The sequence below is a fragment of the Hydrogenophaga sp. genome, from assembly GCF_035481345.1.
Taxonomy (GTDB): Bacteria; Pseudomonadota; Gammaproteobacteria; order Burkholderiales; family Burkholderiaceae_C; genus Hydrogenophaga.
In genome coordinates, this window is record NZ_DATIGV010000048.1 from 1 (window position 1) to 23,228 (window position 23,228).

Sequence of the window (23,228 nt, forward strand, 5' to 3'; positions counted from 1 at the left end):
CCGACGGCGGCCGAGGGCGCCGGCCCCGGCCGCTGCAGCCAGAACCACAGCACCGCCGCCGCGGCCAGGGCACCCACGACGGCACCGGCCAGCGCGCCCATGCCCACGGTGCCCAGGCCGCTGGCGCGTGCGGCGCCCATCGCGGCGGCGCGTCGGGGCGCTGGCGCGCCGCCTTCACCGTCGAACACCTCGCCGGCCGCCTTGTCCACCACCGCGCGTTCCACGCGGTTCTGGCCGTTCGCGTAGGCGCCGAGCAGGGCGCGGTCGCACAGCAGGTTGATGCGGCGCGGCACGCCGCGCGAGAGCGCGTGGATGCGTTCGATGGCGGCGGGCGCGAAGGGCAGGGGCCCCTTGAGGCCGGCCACCTGCAGGCGGTGCTGGATGTACTCGCGCGTTTCGGCGGCGTCCAGTGCGTCGAGGTGAAAGCGCGCGATCACGCGCTGGGCCAACTGCTCCAGTTCAGGCCGCGCCACGATGGCGCGCAGCTCGGGCTGGCCGATCAGGATGATCTGCAGCAGCTTGCGTTCGCTGGTTTCGAGGTTGGTGAGCAGGCGCAACTGCTCGAGCACGTGCGGCGTGAGGTTCTGCGCCTCGTCGATGATGAGCAGGTTGCGCTCACCGCGCGCGTGGCTGGCCAGCAGGAAGTCGTTGAGCGGGTCGAGGTGGTCGTGCACCGTGGCCGGGCCCATGCCCTCGTGCTTCACCTCGATGCGGAACTCGCGGCAGATCGACTTGAGCAGGTCCGCCACCGTCAGGCGCGGATTGAAGATGTACGCGACGTTGCAATTCTCGGGAACCTGTTCGAGGAAGCAGCGGCAGATGGTGGTCTTGCCGGCGCCGATCTCGCCGCTGAGCAGCACGAAGCCGCCCCCACCGCGCACGCCATAGAGCAAATGAGCGAGCGCCTCGCGGTGGCGCTCGCTCATGAATAGGTAACGGGGGTCGGGCGCGATCGAAAACGGGTCGTGCTGGAGCCCGAAAAACTCGGCGTACATGGGCCCGAGCATACCGGGCCGCCCGGGGGCGGGCAAACCGCCCGCCCGGGGTCAGCGCGGCCTCAGGCGGCCAACTGCATCGAGGGCTTGTTGGCCGTTGCGGCGGGCTTGGCCGCGCCGCTGGCGGCGCACTGGATCTCGCCGGAGAGTTCGCCGCCTTCGGCGATCACCACCTTGCCATAACGGATCTTGCCGATCACCTTGCCGCCGGGGTGGATCACCAGCTTGTCGCGCACGGTGAGGCTGCCGTTGAAGGTTCCGTACACCTCGGCCAGATCGACCTGGACCGAGCCGTTGAACGCGCCTTCCTTGGCGATGTTGATGACGCGCGAATCCATGGTCGCCTCGACCGTGCCCTCAACCACGAGCGTGTCGCAGTCGGTGATCTCCACGCCCTTGAGCTTGATGTTCGGCCCGACGGTGAGCTTGCTGCCACCCTCGGGGGTGGTGGTGGGCGCGGCGCTGGCGGTGGGTTTCACTTCGGTCTCCTGGGTGGCCACGGGGGTGCTGCTCTGGGAAGTCTGTGATTGACCGTAAGCCGTGTTGCGCGGTGTGGCCATGCCCCCGCTGCCGAGGGGGCGGGAAGGCTCGTTTTCGCGTTTGCCGAAGTGCAGTGCCATGCGATTCTCCTGAGGTGTAGTGGGCAGAAGCCCGCATGCTAGGCACGCATGGCCTTTACATTCGCGCCCGTCCAGTAAGACCTGTTTCGAGATGAACGGGCGACGAACGGATCTCAACGGTCGGTGCGCCGGCGGTCCTCGATCTCGCGAACCTGCGCGCGGGCCTCGTCGCCTTCCGGAATCGGCCGCCCGCTGTCGCGCCACTGCACGGCGGCCTTGAAGCCCTGGTCCTGCGCATAGCGGCGGAACCACAGGCCCTCGGGGTTGTGGCGCGTGATGCCGTCGAACAGCGTGGCCAGCGACTGCGTCTGCTCCAGACCCATGGTGAGCAGCACCTGGTTGACGACCATCTTGTGCATGGCCAGGTGCGAGCGCGGCACGCCCGCGATGCGTTCGGCCAGCGCCAGGGCGCGGGCGTCCAGCTCGGCCAGCGGCACGGCCTCGTTGGCCAGGCCCCAGTCGGCGGCGGTGCGGCCATCGATCACGTCGCCGGTGAACATGAGCTGCTTGGCGCGCGTGGGGCCCAGCCGGTAGGTCCACATGGCCGTGGTGGGGCAGCCCCACACACGGGTCGGCATGTAGCCGATGCGCGCGTCCTCGGCCATCACCAGCAGGTCGCAGCACAGCGCGATGTCGCTGCCGCCGGCCACGGCCGCGCCGTGCACCTTGGCGATGGTGGGCTTGGGGCTGCGCCACAGGCTCATGAAGTCCTCGGTGTTGCGCTTCATGAAGGCGTAGTCGTCCAGCGGGTCCCAGGGGTGGCGCTCCTGCTGGCAGGGGTGGTCGATGTCGCCTTCGCCGAAGTGCGAGAGGTCGTAGCCGCCGCAGAAGCCCTTGCCGGCGCCCTCGACCAGGATGACGTGCACCTCGTCGTTGGCAGTGGCCCACTCCACCGCGGCGCGGATCTCGCGCGGCGTGTCGTCGTTGATGGCGTTGAGGCGCTCGGGCCGGTTGAGCAGCAGGCGCGCCACGCGCGGGTTGCTGGCGTCCTGGTCGATGCGCAGGGTGTTGAAACTCGGCATGGCTGTCTCCTTCGTTGGGGTGAAACCATCTTATCGACGGGTGGTGATGGCGCGAAGTCGCGCAGGCGATATAGTTGCGCTCGCAACCAAATGGTGGAGACATGAACGCAGCGACAGAAGAACACGTGCCGGTGCTCATCGCCGGTGGCGGCCCGGTGGGCCTCACGCTGGCGGCGCTGCTGGCGCGCCAGGGCATCCGCAGCCAGGTGATCGAGGCCGACGAGAGCTACTGCAGCGGCAGCCGCGCCATCTGCATCTCGCGCCGCTCGCAGGAGATCCTGGGCTGGGTGGGGGCCGACGCGCCCTTGGTGGAGAAAGGCCTGGGCTGGACGGCCGGGCGCAGCCACTTCCGCCAGGCCGAGGTGCTGCGCTTCGAGATGCCCAGCGAGCCCACGCAGCGCTTCGCGCCCATGGTGAACATCCAGCAGTTCTACATCGAGGAATACGCGCACCGCGCGATCGGCGAAGGCGCGGTGGTGCACTGGGGCGAACGCGTGCGGACCGTGCGTTCGCGCGAGCGCGACGTGCTCGTCGAGATCGACACGCCCCAGGGCGCGCGCACCGTGCGCGCCGACTGGCTGGTGGCCTGCGACGGCGGGCGCAGCACCGTGCGCGAACAACTGGGCCTGCAACTGCAGGGCACGCAGTACGAGGGTCGCTATGTCATCGTCGACATCCGCCAGAAAACACGCCGCCCGGTGGAGCGCCTGGCCTGGTTCGACCCGCCGTCCAACCCCGGCTCCACCATCCTCATGCACCGCCAGCCCGACGACGTCTGGCGCATCGACTACCAGATCCGCGACGACGAGGACCCGGCCGAGGCCGTGAAGCCCGAGAACGTGCTGCCGCGCGTGCACAGCCACCTCGAGATGATCGGCGAGACCGAGCCCTGGGAGCCGCTGTGGATCTCCATCTACAACGCCAAGTGCCTCACGCTGCCCAACTACCGCCACGGCCGCGTCTTCTTCGCCGGTGACGCCGCGCACCTGGTGCCCATCTTCGGCGTGCGCGGGCTCAACTCGGGCCTGGACGACGCGGGCAACCTGGCCTGGAAGCTGGCGCGCGTGCAACGCGGCGAGTCGCCCGATGCGCTGCTCGACAGCTACAGCGTGGAGCGCGTGCACGCCACGCGCGAGAACATCGCCTACGGCGCCAAGAGCACCGAGTTCATGGCGCCGCCGGACTTTGCCTTCCGCCTGATGCGCGAGGCTGCGCTGCGCCTGGCGCTGGATGACGAGGCCGTGCGCCCGCTCATCAACCCGCGCCAGTCCTCGGCCATCGGCTACAAGGGCTCACCGCTCGATGGCGGCGAGTCCGGCGCGTGGGCGAGCGCGCTGGCCGCGCCCGGCGCGCCCGCGCCCGAGGCGCTGCTGCGCGACGCGCAGGGCCGGCCCTTGCACCTCAGCACCCGCTTCGGCCAAGGCTTCGTGGCGCTGGCATTCAACGGTGCGCCCGCTGGCGGCCTGCCACCCGGTGTGACGACGCTGCAAATCACCCCCGAGACCGATCCGCATGGCCAGGCCTGGCGGCGTTATGGTCTGCACTCGCCCGGCGAGCCCGCGCTGGTGCTGGTGCGCCCCGACGGTTACGTGCTGGGCCGCTGGCACGGCCTGGACACCGCGCCTCTGCGCGCGGCCCTGCAATCCACCGGAGTCATCCAATGACCGACGCCGACCTCGACACGACATACACCGCGCTGTGCCGCGCCATGGGCGAGGTGGGCGAGGCGCAGGCCCCGCTGATGCTGGCCATGCTCAGCCTGTCGCTGCTGAGCCGGCTGGACGGCACCGCGCAGGCGCTGCCCTTGATCGAACGGGCGCGCGAGCGCTGCCTGCGGGAGCCCTTGCATGGTGACTGAAACCATTCCCCTGCCGCTGGAACAGCAGCTCAGCTGGCGCCTGCACCGCCTGGGCAAGCTCACCGACGCCGCCACCGCCGCCGCCTACGCGAACGAGCTGGGCCTGGGCGTGGCCGAGGCGCGCGCGCTGGCCGCCATCGGGTCCTTCGAACCGCTGTCGGTGAACGACCTGGCCGCGCACGCCCACCTGGACAAGGCCCAGGCCAGCCGTGCCGCGCAGATGCTGGTGGAGCGCGGCAGCGTCATGAAGGCGCCCAGCGAGACGGACGCGCGCGCCGTGGTGCTGCGCCTGTCGCGCGCCGGGCGTGCCCTGCACGCGCGCGCACTGCGGCTCATCGACCGGCGCAACCGCGAGATCATGGGCTGCCTGGGCGTGGCCGAGCGGCGGCAACTGCTGGCCCTGGTCGACCGGTTGATCGCGCATTCCGCGGCGGGATGCGAAACACGCTGATGCGCGCGTCGGCGCTGTGCATCGGCGCCATGACAAGGCGCATGAGGCGCAACGTCCGTGCCCGCGCCCCATGCCCGTCCGCGTGTCCGACCGGACACGCAACTCCGGATAGCCGTCAGCCTGCGCGAAAAAGGGGGCGCCGGTAAAATCGCGCCCTTCGCCGTTCCCCCCATGGGTCCGCGCCCACCCATGAACGCCCCCATCGACGTCTCCCTCTTCGCGCGCAACGCCAAGCCGCTCACCAGCTACCGGCCCTACTGGGCCAAGCGCTTCGGCACCGCGCCCTTCCTGCCCATGAGCCGGGCCGAGATGGACGCGCTCGGCTGGGACAGCTGCGACATCATCATCGTCACCGGCGACGCCTACGTGGACCACCCCAGCTTCGGCATGGCCGTGATCGGGCGCGTGCTGGAGGCGCAGGGCTTTCGCGTGGGCATCATCGCCCAGCCCGACTGGCAGAGCGCCGAGGCCTTCAAGGCCCTGGGCCGGCCCAATCTGTTCTGGGGCGTGACGGCCGGCAACATGGATTCCATGATCAACCGGTACACCGCCGACCGGAAGATCCGCAGCGACGACGCCTACACGCCCGGCGACGTGGGCGGCAAACGCCCCGACCGCGCCGCCATCGTCTACAGCCAGCGCTGCCGCGAGGCCTACAAGGACGTGCCCATCGTGCTTGGCGGCATCGAAGGCAGCCTGCGCCGCATCGCCCACTACGACTACTGGAGCGACAAGGTGCGCCGCTCGGTGGTGGTGGACAGCAAGTGCGACCTGCTGCTCTACGGCAACGCCGAGCGCGCGCTGGTGGAGGTGGCGCACCGGCTCGCGGCGCGCGAACCGGTCGAGCGCATCACCGACGTGCGCGGCACGGCCTTCGTGCGCCGCCCGGGCGACCCGTCCGCCGAAGGCTGGGTCGAGATCGATTCGAGCGAGGTCGACCAGCCCGGCCCGGTGGACGCGCACATCAACCCCTACCAGACCACCAGCGAGCAGGCGCAGTCGCAGGGCGGTTCCTGCGCGAAAGACGAAACCCCCACCAGCACGGCCGCGCCGCAAGGCGCCACGATTCAGCCGCTGAACTTCGTGCCCAACCCCGCGCTGCAGGGCAAGGCCAAGCGCCCGCCGCGCGATCGCTCGGTGATCCGCCTGCCCAGCTACGAGCGGGTGCGCAGCGACCCCGTGCTCTACGCGCACGCCAACCGCGTGCTGCACGTCGAGGCCAACCCCGGCAACGCGCGCGCCCTGGTGCAGGCGCACGGCGAGGGCGCCACCGCGCGCGACGTCTGGATCAACCCGCCGCCGATCCCGCTGACCACGGCCGAGATGGACCACGTGTTCGACCTGCCGTACGCGCGCAGCCCGCACCCGGCCTACGCCGACGCCAACGGCCGCCACGACGGCGCGACCAAGATCCCGGCGTGGGAAATGATCCGCTTCAGCGTGAACATCATGCGCGGCTGCTTCGGCGGCTGCACCTTCTGCTCCATCACCGAGCACGAGGGGCGCATCATCCAGAGCCGCTCGCAGGCCTCCATCCTGAAAGAGGTCGAGGAGATCCGCGACAAGGTCGAAGGCTTCACCGGCGTCATCAGCGACCTGGGCGGCCCCACCGCCAACATGTACCGGCTGGGCTGCGCCAGCCCCGAGATCGAGGCCGCCTGCCGCAAGCCCAGCTGCGTCTACCCCGGCATCTGCAGCAACCTCACCACCGACCACGGGCCGCTGGTGCGCATCTACCGCCGCGCGCGGGCGCTGCCGGGCATCAAGAAGATCCTCATCGGCTCCGGCCTGCGCTACGACCTCGCCATCAAGAGCCCCGAGTACGTGAAGGAACTCGTGCAGCACCACGTGGGCGGCTACCTCAAGATCGCGCCCGAGCACACCGAGAGCGGGCCGCTGTCCAAGATGATGAAGCCCGGCATCGGCAGCTACGACCGCTTCAAGCAGATGTTCGAGCAGTACAGCGAAGAGGCGGGCAAGAAGCAGTTCCTCATCCCGTACTTCATCGCCGCGCACCCGGGCACCAGCGACGAGGACATGATGAACCTGGCGCTGTGGCTCAAGAAGAACGGCTTCCGTGCCGACCAGGTGCAGACCTTCTACCCCAGCCCCATGGCCACGGCCACGGCCATGTACCACTCGGGCCTGAACCCGCTCAAGGGCATTCATCGCGACGAGCGCGGCGAACGCGTGGACATCGTGCGCGGCGAGCGCCGCCGCCGCTTGCACAAGGCCTTTCTGCGCTACCACGACCCGAACAACTGGCCGCTGCTGCGCGAGGCGCTCAAGGCCCTGGGCCGCGCCGACCTCATCGGCAACGGCAAGCACCACCTCATTCCCAGCTTCCAGCCGATGACCGATGGCGCCTACCAGAGCGCGCGGCGCAAGAACAGCACGCCGGCGGGTCGGGCGCCGGGCGCGTCGGCGCCGGTGCGCAAGGGCCAGTTGCTCACGCAGCACACCGGCCTGCCGCCGCGCGCGGGCACGGGAGCCGGCAAGGCCCCCGCTGCCGGCAAGGCCCTGGGCAAGGGCCCGGCCCGCCGAGGCCCGTCGCGCTGAACGGGCGCGGCACGGTGCCGATCAGGCGCCGCCCGCGAACAGCGGCCAGACCACCCAGCCCAGCAGCGCCGCCACATTGAGCGCGGCGCAGACCACGAAGGTCTGCTGGAAGCGCTTCTCGTCCAGGCGGTGCTGCAGCGAACGCTGCGCCAGCCAGGCCGCCGGCCAGCCGCCCAGCACGGCGGCGCCGTGCAACAGCTCCTGCGGCCAGGGTGCGCCACCCTCGGTCATCACGTGCTGGTCGCGCCAGTACAGGAAGAAGGTGGCGATGTTCACCAGCACCACGCCCGTGAGCACCACCCAGGGAAAACGCCCGAAGCCGATGCCGATGAGCCACAGCAGCAGCCAGCCCCCCAGCAGGCCCAGGGCCAGCTGGGTCTGGCGGCGCTGCGCGCGTTCCTCGCGCCAGCGCTGGGCCTTGGACACGCCCGCCGCGGCCAGCACCGGTTCGGGCGCCGGCTGCGCGGGCGCGCCGGCCTCGCGCAGCGGCGGTGGTGGCGGCAGCTTGATCGACAGGGCGCGCGGCCCCTTGCCGCCGATGACGATCTCCTCGTACACCACCGCGGTGCCCGGCGCGATGGGCTGCGGGCCCTCGTAGTCGCGCAGGTGGAAATACACCTGGGCGGCGGTGTCGGGGCTGCGGATGAATCCGGACGCGCGCTCGGCGTCCCAGTGAACGATGGTGCCTTGCTTCTTCATGGCCTTGTGGCGGGTAATCGCTCAGGATTGTCGGCCTTGCGAGCTGAGGCGGAATGGCGCAAAATGCGCCATATTGACGCTGCTGTGATGGAGTCCGCCATGTCTTCCCCGTCGCCCAACTTCTCCTCGGTCAAATTGCCTGCCAGCCTGGTCGATCAGGCCCGCCGCGCCGCCGAGGCGCAGCGCCGCTCGGTGGCCGGCCAGATCGAATACTGGGCCACCCTGGGCCAGATCACCGAAGAAACCGGCCTCACTGTGCTGGAGGCGCGCGACGCCATCGCCCGCTACGACGCCCAGGCCCAGGACCACGCGGCGCTTGACGCCATCGAGGCTCGCTTTGCCGAGGCGGCGGCCAGCGGTGGCCTGGCGCAGGCCGTGCGCAAGACCGTGCAGACCGATCGCCAGCGCGCCACGGTGGCGGCCCCGGCCCGCGCGCGCCGCGCGGCTTGAGCCCCATCTTCTACCTGCTCGCCGGGCCCAACGGCGCGGGCAAGTCCACGCTGTACCGCTCGGCCGTGGCCTCGGGCCTCATCCCGGCCGACATCGAATTCGTCAACGCCGACCTGCACGAGGCGCAATCCCTCCGCCATATCACCGACGCCCGGCAGCGCTCCACCGAAGCGCGCCGCTGGGCCGATGCGCGGCGCGAGCAACTGCTGCACGCCGGCCAGTCCTTCGTCAGCGAGACGGTGTTCTCCCACCCGTCCAAGATCGAGCTGCTGCGCGCGGCCCGCGCGGCGGGTTTCCAGGTGGTGTTGCTGGTGGTCTGCGTGGACGACCCCAAGCCCTTGCCCGAACGGGTGGCGCAGCGCGTGGAGCAGGGCGGGCACGCGGTGCCACCGGAGCGCATCCTGGCGCGCTACCCGCGCACGCTCCAGCACCTGGCCGAGGCCGTGCCGCTGGCCGATCTGTGCCTGCTGTTCGACACCACGGCCCGGCGTGGCCAAGACATCGCGCCGCCCCGGCTGGTGGCGCGCCTGCGGCGCGGCGTGCCCACCTTCACGCAAGACCCCATGCCGCGCTGGGCCCTGGGGATGCTGAGGCGCTGAGCCTCGCGCGATGGGCGACCGCCCCGCGGCGGCGGGGTCCTTCGCACTTTCTCAGGCGAGCGTGTGCATCGGGATGTCGCGCTCGGCCGCCAGCGCATCGAGCTGCGCTCGCGTGCGCCCCGCCAGGAAGCGCGCGATGGCCTCGTGCGTGGCGGGCTCGAACAGGGTCTTCATCCGCTGGCCGCCGGCCACGCCAGCGGCCTCGCACAGCGCGGCGGCGAAGTGCGGCTCCAGCGCGGCCACGGCCACGCGGCCGTCCTGGCAGGGGTAGACGCGGTAGCCCGCGTGCGCGCCGCCCACGGCGCCCTTCGGCTGCGTCAGGCCCCAGTGGCGCGGCATCGCCAGCCAGGCCGCCGCGTCGGACAGCGCCACCTCATGGAAGCTGCCGCGCCCCGTGGAGCGCTGCAGCAGCACGGCCTTGAGCACGGCTTCGGCGGCCATCAGCGCGCCGCCCATGTCGGCGAACAGCGTGGCTGGCAGGTCCAGCCCGGTCACCAGGCCGGCGTCGGCCAGGTAGGTGAGGTCGTGGCCCGGCTCCTCGGCGCGCTCGCCGGGCGCCCCCACGATGGCCACCATCGCCAGCGCCGGGTAGCGCTTGCGCAGCGCCGCCCACGACAGGCCCAGCTTGCCCAGCGCCGAGGGGCGGAAGGACGTCAGCAGCACGTCGGTGCGTTGCAGCAGCTTGTGCAGCGTGGCCTGACCGGCCTCGGCCTTGAGGTCGGCCGACAGCACCTTCACACCCTCGTGCATCTGCGCGTAGGCCGGCGGGTTGTACTGGCCCATCGGGTCCCCGCTGGCGCCCTCACGCGCGGGCGGCTCCAGCTTGGTGCAGGCCGCGCCCATGGCGCGCAGGCGCATGAAGGCGGCCGGGCCGGGCAGGTTGAGCGCGAGGCTGAGCACGCGCACACCGCGCAGGGGCTGAGGGCTTCGGGTGGTGGGCATGGGGCAGTGGCCGCAGGTCGGTTGACGGTGCGGCCACTGTAACGTCCGCCAAGGCCCGACCCGGGGGTCGCGCGCAGCGCGGCGGGGGTGTCTATTTCTTGCCGAAGTCCAGCGGCAGGCCGACGTAGTTCTCAGCCAGCGAACGCGACATCGCTTCCGAGTTCACCAGGTACTCCAGCTCGGCCTCCTGCACCTTCTGGCCGAAGCCGCCGGTGTCGGGGAAGCGGTGCATCAGCGAGGTCAGCCACCAGCTGAAGCGCTCGGCGCGCCACACGCGCGCCAGCGCGCGCTGCGAGTAGTGGTCGATGCCGGCGTCGCTCTTCTCCGCGTAGTGTTCGATGAAGGCGGTGGAGAGGTACTTCACGTCGCTGGCCGCCAGGTTCAGGCCCTTGGCGCCGGTGGGCGGCACGATGTGCGCCGCGTCGCCCGCCAGGAACAGGCGGCCGAAGCGCATGGGTTCGGCGACGAAGCTGCGCAGCGGCGCGATGCTCTTCTCGATGCTGGGGCCGGTGACGATGGCCTCGGCCATGGCCGGGTCCAGGCGGCGGCGCAGCTCGTCCCAGAAGCGGTCGTCGCTCCACTGCTCGACCTTGTCGTCGATGGGGCACTGCACGTAGTAGCGGCTGCGCGTGAGGCTGCGCATGGAGCACAGGCCGAAGCCGCGCTCGCTGTTGGCGTACACCACCGCGTGCGGCGACACCGGCGGCACGTCGGCCAGCACGCCGATCCAGCCGAAGGGGTAGACCTTCTCGTACTCGGTGATCGAGTCCTGCACGGTGGCGCGGCACACGCCGTGGAAGCCGTCGCAGCCGGCGATGAAATCGCACTGCAGCTCGTGCGTCTGGCCGTCCTTCTCGTAGCGCACGCTGGGCTTGGCGCCGTCGAAGCCGTGGATGCTGACGTTGGCCGCGTTGTAGACGGTGGGCAGGCCGGCGGCCTGGCGCGCGTCCATCAGGTCGCGCGTGATCTCGGTCTGGCCGTAGGCCGTGACCACCTTGCCGTTGGTGAGGCCGGTCACGTCGATCGGGTGGCGCGTGTTCTTGTAGACCAGCTCGATGCTGTGGTGCACCGTGCCTTCCTTGGCCACGCGATCGCCCACGCCGGCTTCGTGCAGCAGGTCGACCATGATCTGCTCGAGGATGCCGGCGCGGATGCGGCCGAGCACGTAGTCGGGGCTCTGGCGTTCGATGATGACGTTGTCGATGCCGGCCTTGTGCAGCAACTGGCCGAGCAGCAGCCCCGAGGGGCCGGCGCCGATGATGGCGACCTGGGTTCGCATGGGTCTTGTCTCCGGAGATCTGGCGAAACCCGCAGGCTAGGGCGCCCGGGCGCCCGCCACAATCGCTGGCAAGGCGCATTGCGCGATCAGCGCGCACTTTGTGCGATCATCGCGCACTTCCTGGAGCGTCACGCCATGCCCGAACCGTCCATCGCCAAGGCCGACTTCATCGAGGGCATGGCCAAGGGCCTGGCCGTGCTGGAGAGTTTCGACACCGAACGCCAGCGCCTGAACGCCACGCAGGCGGCCGAGCGCGCCGGACTCACACGCGCGGCGGCGCGGCGGCACCTGCTCACCCTGGCCCACCTGGGCTACCTGGACACGGACGGCAGCCATTACTGGCTCTCGCCCAAGGTGCTGCGGTTTTCGGGCAGCTACCTGTCCTCGGCGCGCCTGCCGCGCCTGGTGCAGCCCACGCTGAACCGCCTGGCCTCGGCCACGCGCGAATCGTTCTCTGCCGTGGTGCTGGATGGTGACGAGGCGGTGATCGTGGCGCGCAGCGCCGCGCCCGGAGCGCCGCGCCTCATGCCCTACGGCCTGCACCTGGGGTCACGCATGCCGGCGCACGCCACGTCCACGGGTCGGGTGCTGCTGGCGGCGCTGCCGCGCGCGGCCTTCGCGGCCTGGCTCAAGGGCCGGGTGCTGCCGCGCCTGACGCCGCACACCACGGACGACCTCAAGGCCTTTCGGGCCGTGATCGACACCGTGCGCCGCGACGACTTCGCCATCGCGAGCGAGGAGCACGAGCTCGGTGTGATCGCGCTGGCGGTGCCGCTGCGCAACATGAAGGGCCAGACCCTGGCCGCGCTCAACGTCGTGGTGTCGCCGGGGCGCATGGACGCGGCGGTGATGCGCCGCGAACTGCTGCCGGTGCTGATGGACGCGGCGCGGGAGCTGCGGCCGCTGCTCTAGAAATGGGGTCAGACCCCCAGGTGCTGCTCCAACAGGCCCGGCTGCGCCAGCAATTCCTTCGTGGTCCCCTCGAACACCACCTCGCCCTTGACCAGGATCACGTTGCGGTCGGTGATCTGCGTCACGTGTTTCCAGTTCTTGTCGACGATGACGCTGCTGATGCCGCTCTCGCGGATCAGGCCGCAGATGCGCCAGATCTCGCGTGCGATCAGCGGGGCCAGGCCTTCGGTGGCCTCGTCGAGGATGAGCAGGTCCGGGTTGGTCATCAGCGCGCGGCCGATGGTGAGCATCTGCTGCTCGCCGCCGCTGAGCTGCTGGCCGCCGTGGTTCAGGCGCTCGGCCAGGCGCGGGAAGGTGTCGAGCACGCGCTCGTAGGTCCACTCGCGCTGGTCCCTGGTGCCGGGCCGCGCGGCCATCACCAGGTTCTCCTTCACGCTCAGGTTGCCGAAGATGCCGCGCCCCTCGGGCACGTAGGCGATGCCTTCGCGCGCCACGGCATAGGGTGTGGCGCCGGTCATGTTGCGGCCCTTCACGTGCACCGCACCGCCGCTGGGCTTGACGATGCCCATCAGCGACTTGAGCAGCGTGGTCTTGCCCATGCCGTTGCGGCCCATCAGGCCGATGGTCTGGCCCGCACCGACGTGGAAATCAATGCCGCGCAGGATGTGGCTCTGCCCGTAGTGGGTGTGCAGGCCCTTGGCTTCGATCAGCGCGCTCATCAGTGCTCCTCGCCGAGGTAGGCGGCCTGCACGCCGGCGTCGTTGCGGATCTGCTCGGGCGTGCCGCTGGCAATGACCTGGCCATTGACCATGACAGTGAGCACCTCGGCCAGCGCGAACACGGCGTCCATGTCGTGCTCCACCAGCATGATGGCGTGCTCGGCCTTCAGGCGCTGCAGCAGCGCGACCATGGACTCCGCTTCGGCCGCACCCATGCCGGCCAGGGGCTCGTCGAGCAGCAGCACGGTGGGTTCGGTGGCCAGGGTCATCGCGATCTCGAGCTGGCGCTGTTCGCCGTGGCTGATGGCCGCGGCCACCGTGTGGGCGCGCGCCGTGAGGCCGGCGAGCTCCAGCGCGCGCTCGCAGCGCTGGTTCACCGCCGAGAGCTTGCCCGCCGCGCTGAACCAGTGCAGCGGGTTGTAGGCCGCGTGCCGCTCGCGCGACTGGGCGGCCAGGCGCACGTTCTCCCACACGGTGAAGGGCAGGAAGATGTTGGTCTTCTGGTAGCTGCGGCCCAGGCCCTGGCGCGCGATGCGCTCGGGCGAGCGCCCGGCGATGGACTGGCCGTTGAGATCGATCTGGCCGCTGGTGGGCGGCAGGTCGCCCGCGAGCAGGTTGGTCAGCGTGGACTTGCCCGCGCCGTTGGGGCCGATGACGGCGTGGATGCGGCCACGGTGCAGGTCCACCGAGACGTCGTTGACGGCGGCCAGGCCACCGAAACGCTTGGTGAGGTGCTTCGCGCAGAGCAGCAAATCGCTCATGCCTTGCCCCCCCGCCGCGTGAAGCGCTCCACCAGGCCCAGCAGCCCGCGCGGCGCCACGATCACCACCAGCACGATGAAGCCGCCCATGAGCAGTTGCCAGTGCTTGGTCATGTCCTTGAAGAGGTGCATGACGTACTCGAAAGCGAAGGCGCCGACGATGGCGCCCGCGAAGTTGCCCATGCCGCCCAGGATCACCATCATGATCGCGTGCGCGCTCATGTGGAAACCCATGAGCTCGGGGTTGACGAAACCGGTCTGCGCGGCCCACAGGTAGCCCGCCACGCCGGCCAGGGCGCCCGCCAGCGTGAAGGCGGTGAGCTTGTAGCCGAAGGTGCCATAGCCCACGGCGCGCATGCGGTGCTCGTTCACGCGGATGCCCGCGAGCACACGGCCGAAAGGCGAGAACAGCAGGCGGCGCAGCGCGACGTACAGACCCAGCAGCACCACCAACGTGAAGTAATAGAAGACGAGCTTGTTGTCCAGGTCGATGCCCAGCGCCGTGGCGTCGGGGCGGAAGTTCACGTAGATGCCGTCGGAGCCGCCCAGGGCCTTGTTGTCGAAGACCAGGTAGAAGACCATCTGCGCGAAGGCCATGGTCACCATGATGAAGTAGATGCCGTGCGTGCGCACCACGAAGAAGCCGATGATGAGCGCGGCCAGGCCCGCCCCGGCGGCGGCCAGCGGCAGTGACCACCACAGCGCGATCGGCGCGTCGGGCGGCGTGAGAAAGGCCAGCGCATAACCCGCGATGCCGAAGAAGGCGGCGTGGCCGAGCGAGACCAGGCCGGTCACGCCCTGCAGCAGATCAAGGCTCATCGCGAAGATGGCCAGGATCATCATCTGCGAGAGCATGCCGAGGTAGAAGTCGCCGCCGTCCATGGGCAGCAGCGGGAACACCGCCAGCGCGATGGCGCCCAGCGCGAGCACGAACTGGATGCTGCGCGGCAGTTTTTCGAGTTGGGCCTTGGCTGAGCTCATTGCTTGAACAGCCCTTCAGGTTTGTAGAGCAGCACCAGGGCCATGAGCATGTAGACCGCCATGCCGGCGATCTGCGGCACGAGCACCTTGCCGAAGGTGTCCACCAGGCCCACCAGCAGCGCCGCCACGAGCGCGCCGCGCACCGAGCCGATGCCGCCAATCACCACCACCACGAAGCACATGATGAGCACCGAACTGCCCATGCCCGGGTACACGCTGGCGATGGGCGAGGCGATCATGCCGGCGATGGCGGCCAGGCCCACGCCCAGCGCGAACACCACGCCGTGGATGAGGCGGATGTTCACGCCGAGCGATTCGGTCATCTCGCGGTTGAAGGCGCCGGCGCGGATCTTCATGCCCAGGCGCGTCTTGCTGATGAGCAGGTACAGGCCCACGGCCAGCAGCAGGCATACGCCCGACATGACCAGCCGGTAGACCGGGTAGGAGAGCGTGTCGGTGAGGGGGATGGACCAGTTCAGCACCTCGGGCACCTGCACCGCGTGCACGTCGTCGCCCCAGAAGACGGAGCGCATCTCTTCGAAGATGTAGATCAGACCGAAGGTGAGCAGCACCTGGTCGAGGTGGTCGCGGCGGTAGAAGTGGCGAAACAGCAGCCACTCCAGCAGCCAGCCGAAGACCACCGCCAGCACCGTGCCCAGCACGATGGCCAGCGTGAGGCTGCCGAGCAGGGAGGTGAAGTACCACGCCAGGTAGGCGCCGATCATGTAGAAGCTGCCGTGCGCGAGGTTCACCACGCCCATGATCCCGAAGATCAGCGTGAGGCCGGCGGCCAGCATGAACAGCAGCAGCCCGTACTGGACGCTGTTGAGCAGCTGGATGAGGAAGTTGGCGAAGTCCATCGATTCGGGGTGCAGGCCGGGGTGCAGACGTCAAACCGGCGCCGCTAGGGCGCCGGCTTGCGGGGAGTCACGCAAGGATCAGGCCATGCGGCAGCCGGTGGCCGGGTCGGCGATGGCCTTGCCGGCGATGCCGATCACCTTGTTCTCGCGGTTTTCCACGCGGCGCAGGTAGATGTCCTGGATGGGGTTGTGCGCGGGGCTCATCTTCCATTTGCCGCGCGGGCTGTCGATCTCGGCGCCGCGCATGGCCGCGTACAGCGCCTGCTTGTTGCCCATGTCGCCCTTGACGGCGTTGGCGCCCTTGACCAGCAGCAGGCCGGTGTCGTAGCCCTGCACGGCGTAGACGTCGGGCTGCAGCTTGAAGGACTTGGCGTAGTCGAGGCGGAATTTCTTGTTGCGCGGCGTGTCCAGCGAATCGCTGTAGTGCATGGTGGTGAGCACGCCGTTGGCGGCGTCACCGGCGGCGTCCAGCACGCCTTCGGTCAGGAAGCCCGAGCCCCAGAGCTGGATGTTCTTGCTCAGGCCGGCCGCGTCGTAGTCGCGCAGGAACTTGGCCGCGCCGCCACCGGCGAAGAAGCAGGCCACGGCGTCGGGCTTGATCGAGGCGATCTCGGTCAGCAGGGCCTGGAACTCCACGTTCGGGAAGGGCAGGCTGAGCTTCTTGACGATCTGGCCGCCGGCCTCGGTGTAGCTCTTCTCGAAGCCCTCGAAGGCCTCGTCGCCCGCGGCATAGGCCCAGGAGATCCACACGGCCTTCTTGTGGCCCTTGTCCATCATGGGCTTGCCCAGGGCCAGGGTGGGCTGGCTGTTGGTGAAGGAGGTGCGGAACACGTTGGGCGCGCACTGCGCGCGCGTGGCGATGTGCACGCCGGCGTTGGGGATGAGGTTGAGCACGCCCGATTCGCGCGCCACCTTGTGAATGCCCATCTGCACACCCGAGTGCACGGTGCCGACCAGCACGTCGACCTTGTCGCGCTGCACCAGGCGGGTGGCGTTCTCGATGCCCTTGGCCGGGTTCGATTCGTCGTCGACCTTGAAGAACTCGATCTCGCGCCCGCCGAGCTTGCCGCCCTGTTCGTTGACGGCCATGCGGAAGCCGTTTTCGATGGCCACGCCGAGTTGGGCGAAGGTGCCGGTGTAGGGCAGCATGAAGCCCACGCGCACCTTGTCGGACTGGGCGCGCGCGATCTGCGGCAGCAGCAGGCCGGTGGACGCGGCGCCAATGACGGCGGCACTGCGGGTCAGGACGAGGCGGCGAGAAGTCATCTGGGTCTCCAGGGGTTGATCGGACTGCGGGTCACTGTAGGTGGGGGGACCGGGCTTGGCGATACAGAATAACCCTAGTCGCTTCAGGTTTGAATAATTCGTTTGCGAATTGTTTGGGCGTTCACGAGGCTTCGCTGGGCGCGAGCGCCTGGGTCAGCCACTCGCGGCACCAGGCCGCGCCGGCCGATTCGGGCTTGGTCTCGACGGAGGCGTCGAGCACGCACAGCTCGCCCACGCGCACGGCGCCCAGGTCGCGCAGGCGTTCGTCAAAGCGGCGCCCGCCGTTGGCGAAGGTCTGGGGGTACTGGGCGCTGTCGCCCAGCGCGATGACGCCGAAGCGCACGTGGCCCAGGTAGCGCGGCTGCGCGTCGAGCGAGGCGTAGAAGGCCTGGGCGTTGTCGGGCACGTCACCCGTGCCGTGGGTGGATGTGCATATGACGTAAAGTGCATCCGTGTCGAAGACGCTCGGATCCAGTCCGTCCATCATTCGCACGTCGATGGCGCTGATCAGATCGGCGCACGCCATCTCGATCGCCTGTGCCACCTGCGCCGCCGTGTGGGTCATGGTGCCCACGAGGATGAGCAGCTGGGAGGCGGTGGTGGATGGCATGACACGCACTTTAGTGCATGTTTTTGCGGTGCGGCATGGGGTTAACCCGCATCGGAAGGGCCTGGGAGAGCCGTTTGCCCAGTGGCGGGATTGTTCCCCACCGACCACCGGAGTCCGCCATGGCAAAGCCCCCCCCATCCGCCAAGACCAAGACCCAGACCGCCACGGGCCCTGCCCGCCGCGAGGAAATCTCGGCCGCCGACGAAATCGTGCAACGCAAGGACGCGCAGGCCCAGGCCCTGGCCGCCGCCATGCCGTGGAACGACAACAAGTCCCTCGAGCACGGCTTTGCGCAAGGCCTGTCCCCGGCGAAGGGCGTCACGGCACAGCCCGAGAGCCCGCTGCCGGGCAGCAGCACGGTTTCCGAGGTGAACACCTCGGACAAGACGGGCGCGCAGGCCGAGGAGGGCGTCAACGCGGTGCAAGGTGTGCTCGAGCGCGTGCGCGCCGACGGCAGCGGCCAGCCCCTCACCACCAACCAGGGCGTGGCCATCGCCGACAACCAGAACTCGCTGAAATACGGCCTGCGCGGACCGGTGCTGCTCGAAGACTTCATCCTGCGCGAGAAGATCACGCACTTCGACCACGAGCGCATCCCGGAGCGCATCGTGCACGCGCGCGGCTCCGGCGCGCACGGCTACTTCGAGTGCCTGGAGCCGCTCACCGACCTGACCCGCGCGGCGCCGTTCCAGGCCGAGGGCAAGGTCACGCCGGTGTTCGTGCGCTTTTCCACCGTGGCGGGCGAACGCGGCTCCAAGGACACCGCGCGCGACGTGCGCGGCTTCGCGGTGAAGTTCTACACCGATGAGGGCAACTGGGACCTGGTGGGCAACAACATACCGGTCTTCTTCATCCAGGACGCGATGAAGTTTCCCGACCTCGTGCACGCGGTGAAGCCCGAGCCGCACCACGCCATGCCCCAGGCCGCCAGCGCGCACGACACCTTCTGGGACTTCGTCTCGCTGATGCCCGAGTCCACGCACATGCTGATGTGGCTGATGTCGGACCGCGCCATTCCGCGCAGCTACGCCACCATGCAGGGCTTTGGCGTGCACACCTTCCGCCTGGTGAACGCGGCGGGCGAGTCGGTGTTCGTGAAGTTCCACTGGACGCCCAAGGCCGGCACCCATTCGCTGGTGTGGGACGAGGCGGTGAAGATCTCCGGCGCCGACCCGGACTTCCACCGCCGCGACCTGTGGGAGCGCATCGAGGCCGGTGCCTATCCCGAGTACGAACTGGCGGTGCAGGTGTTCACCGAGGAACAGGCGCAGCAGTTCAGCTTCGACGTGCTCGATGCGACCAAGATCGTGCCGGAGGAACTGGTGCCGCTGCGCACCGTGGGCCGGCTGGTGCTCGACCGCAACCCGGACAACTTCTTTGCCGAGACCGAGCAGGTGGCCTTCTGCGCCGCGCACGTGGTGCCGGGCGTCGACTTCTCCAACGACCCGCTGCTGGCCGGGCGCATCCACTCCTACGTGGACACGCAGATCAGCCGCCTGGGTGGCCCGAACTTCCACGAGATCCCGATCAACGCGCCGGTGGCCCCCGTGCACAACAACCAGCGCGACGGCATGCACCGGCAGGCCATCCACCGCGGGCGCGTGTCGTACGAGCCCAATTCACTGGGCGGGGGCTGCCCCTTCCAGGCGGGTGCCGCGCAGGGCTTCGTCTCGGTGCCCGCGCGGCTGCAGGCCGAGGAAGAGCAGGGCAAGGTGCGCGCCAAGCCGGAGAAATTTGCCGACCACTACACGCAGGCCACGCTGTTCTACGAGAGCCAGACGCCGGCGGAGAAAGCCCACATCGCGGCGGCCTTCCGCTTCGAACTCAGCAAGGTGACGGTGCCGGCCGTTCGGGCGCGCATGGTCGCTTCCTTGCGCAACGTGTCCGAGGTGTTGGCCACCGAGGTGGCCGAGGGCCTGGGCATGGAGGAACTGCCACCGCCCATGCCGCGGGCCCTGTCCACCCCGGCGCGGCCCGAGGTCACCGTGTCGCCGCCGCTCTCGCTCATGGCGCGCCCGGGGGACGGGTCGATCAAGGGACGGCGCATCGCGCTGCTGGTGGCCGACGGGGTGCTGGCCTCGGCGGCGCTCGACCTGCAGTCGGCCCTGGCCGCCCAGGGCGCGAAGGCCGAATTCGTGGCCCCGCGCATCGGCCCCGTGCGCGGGGGCGATGGGGTGGCCCTGGACGCCAGTTGCTCGCTGGAGAACAACCCGGGTTTCCTGTTCGACGCGCTGGCCGTGCCGGACGGCGAGGAGGGGGTGGCCCGGCTGGCGCAAGACGGGCACACCATGGAGGCCATCAAGGACCACTACCGCCACTGCAAGGCCATGCTGGTGATGGGCGCGGCGCGCCGCCTGTTGGAGATGGCGGGCGTGTCTGCGACCCTGCCGTCGGGCGAGCCCGATCCGGGGTTGCTCGTGGCCGATGGAGACGAGAGCACCGACGCGTTTATCGTGGCCATCGGGCGGCACCGCCACCCGCAGCGCGAGACGGATCCACCGGTGGTGTGAGCCTGAAGTTCCCCGTGCCTGGCCTTCACTGAATGGCCTCGGCGGTGTTCACGCGAACGATCCGTCGCGCACCCGCCGGGCCCGCGCGCGGATGGCGTCGCGTTGCGCAGCGTCCAGGCGCGACAGGTTGTTCACCTGCAGCGCCAGACGCGGGTGCGAGGCGAAGCGTGCTTCGTGGCGCAGCAGGAAATCCCAGTACAGCGTGGTGAAGGGGCAGGCGCGCTCGCCCACGCGCTCACCGGGATCGAAGCGGCAGCCGCGGCAGTGGTCGCTCATGCGTTCGATGTAGCGGCCGGTGGCGATGTAGGGCTTGCTCGCGAGCAGCCCGCCGTCGGCGAACTGGCTCATGCCCAGCGTGTTGGGCAGCTCCACCCACTCGACCGCGTCCACGTACACGCTGAGGTACCAGGCGTGCACCTGCTGCGGCTGCACCCCGTGCATCAGCGCGTACAGGCCGGTGACCATCAGGCGCTGGATGTGGTGCGCGTAGCCATGGCGCAGCGTCTGGGCGATGGCGTCGGCGAGGCAGCGCATGGGGGTGTCACCGGTCCAGTACCACGCGGGCAGGTCGTGCTCCGCCGCCAGCGCGTTGCCCTCGGCGTAGTCGGGCATGCGCAGCCAGTAGATGCCGCGCACGTATTCGCGCCAGCCAAGGATCTGGCGGATGAAGCCCTCGGCGGCGGGCAGTGGCACACGGCCTGCCCGCCACGCCGCCTCGGCGGCGGCGATCACCTCGCGGGGCTTGAGCAGCTTGAGGTTGAGCGCGGCCGAGAGGTGCGCGTGGTACAGCCAGGGCTCACCGGTCCACATCGCGTCCTGCCATCGGCCGAAGTGTTCCAGGCGCTCGTCGACGAACACGCGCAGCGCCTGCAGGGCTTGCGCCCGCGTGACGGGCCAGCCAAAAGGCGCGGCCTGGCCGGGGTGGGTGGCGAAGCGCGCCTGCACGAGCGCGATCACCGCTTGCGTCATCGCGTCGGGATCGAAGCGCGTGGGCGGTGGCAGGAATCCCGGGCCATCTGGCCCGAAGGACTCGCGGTTGTCGGCGTCGAAGTTCCAGGCGCCGCCGCAGGGCTGCTCGCCGTCCATGAGCACACCGTGCTCGCGCCGCATCGCGCGGTAGAAGTGCTCCAGGCGCAACTGGCGCCGCCCGCGTGCGTGCGCCGCGAAGCGCGCCGTGCTGCACAGGAAGTGGCGGTCCTCCAGCACGTCCAGCGGCGTCTCCCCCGCGGCCTGTCGCAGCGCCTGCATCACGCGCCAGTCGCCGGGCTGGGTGAGCCGCACGCGCTGCGGCCTGGCTTGCGCGATCACCTCGCGCAGCGCGTCGGCGAGGCCGCCTTCGCGCAAGGTCTCGTACCGCAGCGGCACGCCTTCTTCCTCCAGCGCCGCCGCGAAATGGCGCATCGCCGAGAGGAACATCACGATGCGCTGCTGGCTGCTCCAGACGTGGGTGCTTTCCTCGGCGGCCTCGCACATCCACACGAGGTCCTGCTCGGGGTCGAAGCCATCGAAGGCGGTGGCTTCGCGGTCGAGTTGGTCACCGAGCACGACGACAAGGTGCCTGCAGGGCGTCTCCACGCGCGGCCTTGTCGTCGATCACTGGCAGCTCAGGTGACGGGTGTGGGCGTGGGCCCAGCGCCGATCACTTGGGCATGATGACCGTGTCGATCACGTGGATGACGCCATTGCTGGCGGCCACATCGGTGGACACCACCTTGGCGTTGTCCACCGTCACGCCCCCGCTGGTGCCGATGGTGAGCTCGCTGCCCTGCACGGTTTTCACCTTGCCGGCCTTGACGTCCTTGGCCATCACTTTGCCGGGCACCACGTGGTAGGTGAGCACCGAGGTCAGCTTGGCCTTGTCCTTGAGCAGCGCGTCCAGCTGCGCCTTGGGAATCTTGGCGAAGGCATCGTCGGTCGGCGCGAACACCGTGAAGGGGCCGGGGCCCTTGAGCGTGTCGACCAGACCGGCCGCCTGAACAGCGGTCACGAGCGTTTTGAACGAGCCCGCCGACACGGCGGTGTCGACGATGTCCTTGGCGTGCGCCGAGGCCAGGGCACCGAAAGCCAGCAGGGAAGCGATGAGGGTTTTCTTCATGATGATCTCCGGGTTCGAGGGTGGATACAGCACGGGGTCCGCCGGCGCCGGACCGGTGATGTGTGCACATCGCCGTGAAGGTCTCGAGCCGCGGACCGCTGCTTGTACGCACCGGTGTGCCCGTTGGTTCACCCGGATGGCTGGACGCTGGCGGGTGGGGCGTTCCGGCTGGCGACGACCCGTGAGGTCATGGCCTGGTTGCGCGGTCTGCTCAGGCGGTCTCGCCGATGGCTTCACCCAGTGGCAGGCAAGCCACCAGTCCATCGGGTGTCTCGACCCGCATGGCCAGGAAGCGGCCGAACTGGACCAGGCGCGCCATCGGTCCCGGCTCGGCTTCGCGGATTTCACGGTGCCTCACCGGGGCGGACAGGGCCATCGCCTGCGGGCTCGACAGCTGCAGCACGGCAACCAGTCCCGCCGGATCGCGCTGCGCCAGGGCCCATTGGCACAGGGTCAGCAAGCAGTCCGAGTCCTCGTTCGCTGAAGGCTCCGCTGACGCGGGCTGGCGCAGGCGCTGCAACAGGCGGTGCAGTTGCTGGCGCGAGGCCGCCTCGCTGCGCCCGGTCAGGCGCGCCAGTTCGGCGTGACTGAAATCGAACACCTCGACCAGCAGAACGGCCACGGCCTGCGCCGCCGGCAAGGTGCGAACCACGTGCCGCAGCGCCTGCTCGACCCGCTGCGCCTGTTCGGCCAGATCCTGCGGCACCTCGCTCTCAACGGCCGGCACGCCGTCATCACCCGCTGGCTCCATCAGGGTGCGATACCGCTCGCGGCGCCGCCAGGCGTCGATGCACAGGTGGCGCAAGACCGTGACCAGCCAGGCCTCCCGGCCGCTGGCATCGGGCGGCAGGGGGCCCTGCGCCGTGCGCAGCCAGGTGTCCTGCACCAGGTCTTCGGCTTCATCGCCGTGCGCCAGCCAGTGCCGCGCCAGGCCAATCAGGCGGCGGCGCAGCGCTTCATCGTCGACCAGGGGATGGGAATCGGCTGGAGGTGTCACGGAAATACCCGCTCGTTCGTTTATCGAATGAAGCTAACACACAG

23 protein-coding genes are annotated in these 23,228 nt (G+C 69.7%); 8 read left to right on the forward strand and 15 right to left on the reverse strand.

Going from position 1 to position 23,228, the window contains the following annotated elements; all coding sequences use genetic code 11:
* The 3 genes from VLG41_RS05280 to VLG41_RS05290 form a co-directional block, all read right to left on the reverse strand.
* Nucleotides 1-995 (reverse strand): ExeA family protein (locus VLG41_RS05280; protein WP_325348344.1); only part of this gene is annotated, 995 nt, incomplete at its 3' end.
* A 62-nt stretch (nt 996-1,057) separates the two neighbouring features.
* A complete protein-coding gene (locus VLG41_RS05285; protein ID WP_414652444.1) occupies nt 1,058-1,474 on the reverse strand; it encodes a bactofilin family protein in 417 nt (138 codons plus the stop codon).
* Nucleotides 1,475-1,728: 254 nt separating this feature from the next.
* Nucleotides 1,729-2,637, reverse strand: a complete 909-nt coding sequence (locus tag VLG41_RS05290) for a crotonase/enoyl-CoA hydratase family protein (protein WP_325348346.1) — start codon at nt 2,635-2,637, stop codon at nt 1,729-1,731.
* Nucleotides 2,638-2,738: 101 nt separating this feature from the next.
* Here VLG41_RS05290 and VLG41_RS05295 point away from each other — a divergent pair, with 101 nt between their 5' ends.
* The 4 genes from VLG41_RS05295 (at nt 2,739) to VLG41_RS05310 (ending at nt 7,505) form a co-directional block, all read left to right on the forward strand.
* Entirely contained in the window at nt 2,739-4,301 is a 1,563-nt protein-coding gene (locus VLG41_RS05295; protein ID WP_325348347.1) for an FAD-dependent monooxygenase, read from the forward strand.
* Nucleotides 4,298-4,495 carry a hypothetical protein gene (locus tag VLG41_RS05300; protein WP_325348348.1) on the forward strand — a complete coding sequence of 66 codons (198 nt, stop codon included), beginning with the start codon at nt 4,298-4,300 and terminating at the stop codon, nt 4,493-4,495. Before VLG41_RS05295 ends, VLG41_RS05300 begins: the two co-directional genes overlap by 4 nt.
* Nucleotides 4,485-4,946, forward strand: a complete 462-nt coding sequence (locus VLG41_RS05305) for a MarR family winged helix-turn-helix transcriptional regulator (protein WP_325348349.1) — start codon at nt 4,485-4,487, stop codon at nt 4,944-4,946. The genes VLG41_RS05300 and VLG41_RS05305 overlap by 11 nt, the downstream gene beginning before the upstream one ends.
* Nucleotides 4,947-5,135: 189 nt before the next feature.
* Nucleotides 5,136-7,505 (forward strand): YgiQ family radical SAM protein, encoded by a 2,370-nt coding sequence (locus VLG41_RS05310; RefSeq protein ID WP_325348350.1) that lies wholly within the window; start codon nt 5,136-5,138, stop codon nt 7,503-7,505.
* 21 nt (nt 7,506-7,526) lie between these two features.
* Here the strand turns inward: VLG41_RS05310 and VLG41_RS05315 are convergent, their stop codons facing one another.
* Entirely contained in the window at nt 7,527-8,204 is a 678-nt protein-coding gene (locus VLG41_RS05315; protein ID WP_325348351.1) for a DUF1294 domain-containing protein, read from the reverse strand.
* 99 nt (nt 8,205-8,303) lie between these two features.
* Between VLG41_RS05315 and VLG41_RS05320 the strand changes: the two genes are divergently transcribed.
* On the forward strand, nt 8,304-8,654 hold the full coding sequence (locus tag VLG41_RS05320; RefSeq protein WP_325348352.1) for a TA system antitoxin ParD family protein: 351 nt from the start codon (nt 8,304-8,306) through the stop codon (nt 8,652-8,654).
* Complete coding sequence (locus VLG41_RS05325) at nt 8,651-9,253, forward strand: zeta toxin family protein (RefSeq protein ID WP_325348353.1); 603 nt, start codon at nt 8,651-8,653, stop codon at nt 9,251-9,253. Before VLG41_RS05320 ends, VLG41_RS05325 begins: the two co-directional genes overlap by 4 nt.
* Before the next feature lie 51 nt (nt 9,254-9,304).
* On the opposite strand, the gene VLG41_RS05330 is transcribed toward VLG41_RS05325, so the two are convergent.
* Together VLG41_RS05330 and pobA are read right to left on the reverse strand one after the other, a co-directional pair.
* Nucleotides 9,305-10,195 carry a CaiB/BaiF CoA-transferase family protein gene (locus tag VLG41_RS05330; protein ID WP_325348354.1) on the reverse strand — a complete coding sequence of 297 codons (891 nt, stop codon included), beginning with the start codon at nt 10,193-10,195 and terminating at the stop codon, nt 9,305-9,307.
* A gap of 91 nt (nt 10,196-10,286) precedes the next feature.
* Complete coding sequence (pobA, locus tag VLG41_RS05335) at nt 10,287-11,474, reverse strand: 4-hydroxybenzoate 3-monooxygenase (protein ID WP_325348355.1); 1,188 nt, start codon at nt 11,472-11,474, stop codon at nt 10,287-10,289.
* 135 nt (nt 11,475-11,609) lie between these two features.
* On the opposite strand from pobA, the gene VLG41_RS05340 reads away from it, so the two are divergent.
* A complete protein-coding gene (locus VLG41_RS05340) occupies nt 11,610-12,386 on the forward strand; it encodes an IclR family transcriptional regulator domain-containing protein (protein WP_325348356.1) in 777 nt (258 codons plus the stop codon).
* An 8-nt stretch (nt 12,387-12,394) separates the two neighbouring features.
* Here VLG41_RS05340 and VLG41_RS05345 read toward each other — a convergent pair whose 3' ends face one another.
* The 6 genes from VLG41_RS05345 to VLG41_RS05370 all read right to left on the reverse strand — a co-directional run bounded on the left by VLG41_RS05345 (nt 12,395) and on the right by VLG41_RS05370 (nt 17,582).
* On the reverse strand, nt 12,395-13,105 hold the full coding sequence (locus tag VLG41_RS05345; RefSeq protein WP_414652445.1) for an ABC transporter ATP-binding protein: 711 nt from the start codon (nt 13,103-13,105) through the stop codon (nt 12,395-12,397).
* Complete coding sequence (locus tag VLG41_RS05350; RefSeq protein WP_325348357.1) at nt 13,105-13,866, reverse strand: ABC transporter ATP-binding protein; 762 nt, start codon at nt 13,864-13,866, stop codon at nt 13,105-13,107. The genes VLG41_RS05345 and VLG41_RS05350 overlap by 1 nt, the downstream gene beginning before the upstream one ends.
* Complete coding sequence (locus VLG41_RS05355; protein ID WP_325348358.1) at nt 13,863-14,846, reverse strand: branched-chain amino acid ABC transporter permease; 984 nt, start codon at nt 14,844-14,846, stop codon at nt 13,863-13,865. Before VLG41_RS05355 ends, VLG41_RS05350 begins: the two co-directional genes overlap by 4 nt.
* The gene (locus VLG41_RS05360) at nt 14,843-15,706 is read right to left on the reverse strand and encodes a branched-chain amino acid ABC transporter permease (protein WP_325348359.1); all 864 of its coding nucleotides are present in this window, start codon (nt 15,704-15,706) and stop codon (nt 14,843-14,845) included. The genes VLG41_RS05355 and VLG41_RS05360 overlap by 4 nt, the downstream gene beginning before the upstream one ends.
* 78 nt (nt 15,707-15,784) lie before the next feature.
* Entirely contained in the window at nt 15,785-16,972 is a 1,188-nt protein-coding gene (locus tag VLG41_RS05365; RefSeq protein ID WP_325348360.1) for an ABC transporter substrate-binding protein, read from the reverse strand.
* Between the two features lie 121 nt (nt 16,973-17,093).
* Nucleotides 17,094-17,582 carry a flavodoxin domain-containing protein gene (locus tag VLG41_RS05370; protein WP_325348361.1) on the reverse strand — a complete coding sequence of 163 codons (489 nt, stop codon included), beginning with the start codon at nt 17,580-17,582 and terminating at the stop codon, nt 17,094-17,096.
* A 119-nt stretch (nt 17,583-17,701) separates the two neighbouring features.
* Between VLG41_RS05370 and VLG41_RS05375 the strand changes: the two genes are divergently transcribed.
* Nucleotides 17,702-20,092 carry a catalase gene (locus VLG41_RS05375; protein WP_325348362.1) on the forward strand — a complete coding sequence of 797 codons (2,391 nt, stop codon included), beginning with the start codon at nt 17,702-17,704 and terminating at the stop codon, nt 20,090-20,092.
* Between the two features lie 48 nt (nt 20,093-20,140).
* Here VLG41_RS05375 and VLG41_RS05380 read toward each other — a convergent pair whose 3' ends face one another.
* The 3 genes from VLG41_RS05380 to VLG41_RS05390 all read right to left on the reverse strand — a co-directional run bounded on the left by VLG41_RS05380 (nt 20,141) and on the right by VLG41_RS05390 (nt 23,184).
* Complete coding sequence (locus tag VLG41_RS05380) at nt 20,141-21,667, reverse strand: cryptochrome/photolyase family protein (RefSeq protein WP_325348363.1); 1,527 nt, start codon at nt 21,665-21,667, stop codon at nt 20,141-20,143.
* Nucleotides 21,668-21,731: 64 nt separating this feature from the next.
* On the reverse strand, nt 21,732-22,187 hold the full coding sequence (locus VLG41_RS05385) for a fasciclin domain-containing protein (protein WP_325348364.1): 456 nt from the start codon (nt 22,185-22,187) through the stop codon (nt 21,732-21,734).
* Nucleotides 22,188-22,398: 211 nt separating this feature from the next.
* Entirely contained in the window at nt 22,399-23,184 is a 786-nt protein-coding gene (locus VLG41_RS05390) for an RNA polymerase sigma factor (protein ID WP_325348365.1), read from the reverse strand.
* Nucleotides 23,185-23,228 lie beyond the last annotated feature (44 nt).

Bases quoted from the DNA above. Each gene is read 5' to 3' on its own strand.
- VLG41_RS05350 (WP_325348357.1), bottom strand. From the start codon at position 13,866: ATGAGCGATTTGCTGCTCTGCGCGAAGCACCTCACCAAGCGTTTCGGT.
- VLG41_RS05345 (WP_414652445.1), bottom strand. From the start codon at position 13,105: ATGAGCGCGCTGATCGAAGCCAAGGGCCTGCACACCCACTACGGGCAG.
- VLG41_RS05315 (WP_325348351.1), bottom strand. From the start codon at position 8,204: ATGAAGAAGCAAGGCACCATCGTTCACTGGGACGCCGAGCGCGCGTCC.
- VLG41_RS05370 (WP_325348361.1), bottom strand. From the start codon at position 17,582: ATGCCATCCACCACCGCCTCCCAGCTGCTCATCCTCGTGGGCACCATG.
- VLG41_RS05385 (WP_325348364.1), bottom strand. From the start codon at position 22,187: ATGAAGAAAACCCTCATCGCTTCCCTGCTGGCTTTCGGTGCCCTGGCC.
- VLG41_RS05305 (WP_325348349.1), top strand. From the start codon at position 4,485: ATGGTGACTGAAACCATTCCCCTGCCGCTGGAACAGCAGCTCAGCTGG.
- VLG41_RS05365 (WP_325348360.1), bottom strand. From the start codon at position 16,972: ATGACTTCTCGCCGCCTCGTCCTGACCCGCAGTGCCGCCGTCATTGGC.
- VLG41_RS05320 (WP_325348352.1), top strand. From the start codon at position 8,304: ATGTCTTCCCCGTCGCCCAACTTCTCCTCGGTCAAATTGCCTGCCAGC.
- VLG41_RS05340 (WP_325348356.1), top strand. From the start codon at position 11,610: ATGCCCGAACCGTCCATCGCCAAGGCCGACTTCATCGAGGGCATGGCC.
- VLG41_RS05330 (WP_325348354.1), bottom strand. From the start codon at position 10,195: ATGCCCACCACCCGAAGCCCTCAGCCCCTGCGCGGTGTGCGCGTGCTC.
- VLG41_RS05310 (WP_325348350.1), top strand. From the start codon at position 5,136: ATGAACGCCCCCATCGACGTCTCCCTCTTCGCGCGCAACGCCAAGCCG.
- VLG41_RS05375 (WP_325348362.1), top strand. From the start codon at position 17,702: ATGGCAAAGCCCCCCCCATCCGCCAAGACCAAGACCCAGACCGCCACG.
- VLG41_RS05290 (WP_325348346.1), bottom strand. From the start codon at position 2,637: ATGCCGAGTTTCAACACCCTGCGCATCGACCAGGACGCCAGCAACCCG.
- VLG41_RS05295 (WP_325348347.1), top strand. From the start codon at position 2,739: ATGAACGCAGCGACAGAAGAACACGTGCCGGTGCTCATCGCCGGTGGC.
- VLG41_RS05300 (WP_325348348.1), top strand. From the start codon at position 4,298: ATGACCGACGCCGACCTCGACACGACATACACCGCGCTGTGCCGCGCC.
- VLG41_RS05355 (WP_325348358.1), bottom strand. From the start codon at position 14,846: ATGAGCTCAGCCAAGGCCCAACTCGAAAAACTGCCGCGCAGCATCCAG.
- VLG41_RS05360 (WP_325348359.1), bottom strand. From the start codon at position 15,706: ATGGACTTCGCCAACTTCCTCATCCAGCTGCTCAACAGCGTCCAGTAC.
- pobA (WP_325348355.1), bottom strand. From the start codon at position 11,474: ATGCGAACCCAGGTCGCCATCATCGGCGCCGGCCCCTCGGGGCTGCTG.